Annotated in this window: 1 protein-coding gene; it reads right to left on the bottom strand. The window is 38.4% G+C overall.

The window, feature by feature from the left end:
* Positions 1 to 17: 17 nt before the first annotated feature.
* Positions 18 to 692: RNA-guided endonuclease TnpB family protein (locus N0824_RS19155; RefSeq protein ID WP_146184306.1), on the bottom strand; the 675-nt coding region annotated here is incomplete at its 5' end.

Below are 692 nucleotides of genomic sequence, written 5' to 3'. Positions count from 1 at the left end.
TTGACATACTCCCACCGTCAAGCTACGCTGTGACGGGGGATTCTTTCCACATCGCTGTTAGAAATTCCTTGTTCAACGAGACAGCTTAGATTTTCAATGTCTCCATTAAAAACCCAGAGGTCGGACTCTCCCAAGGCGTTTGGGTCGGTTTCTGTTTGCCCAACAGTACCGTTGAGATGATTTCCCAAATATTTCAACCCTTTTTTCAGAATATTTATTGCTGCATTATGATCCCTATCTAAGACTGTTTTACAGTTAGGACATTGATGAGTTCTAGTGCTTAATGATTTTTGAACCCTCGTCCCACAAACTGAACAATCTTGAGTCGTGAAATGGGGAGATACAGCAATACAAACAATCCGATAAATCTTGGCAAAATAATTCAACCATTCAGTGAATTGATACCAAGAAGCATCGGAAATCGACTTGGCAAGCTTACGGTTTTTTACTAAGTTTCTTACCTTTAAAGCTTCATAGACGACCAGATCATTAGACTGGACTAACGCCAAAGCATCTTTAATTGCTTTGTCTTTACGTTGTCTTGATACTTTAAGATGAAGTCTAGCCACTTTTATCCGTTGCTTGTGATAGTTGTTAGACTGTTTCTTTCCTTGACGAAATTGTTTTGATAATCTCCTTTGTGCTTTTTTCAGTCGTTTTTCTGACTTTCTTAAATAACGTAGATTTTCTAC

The sequence above is a fragment of the Microcystis sp. 0824 genome (genome assembly GCF_003112475.1).
In the GTDB taxonomy this organism is placed as follows: domain Bacteria; phylum Cyanobacteriota; class Cyanobacteriia; order Cyanobacteriales; family Microcystaceae; genus Microcystis; species Microcystis aeruginosa_C.
This window is presented reverse-complemented; position numbering and strand designations above follow the sequence as displayed.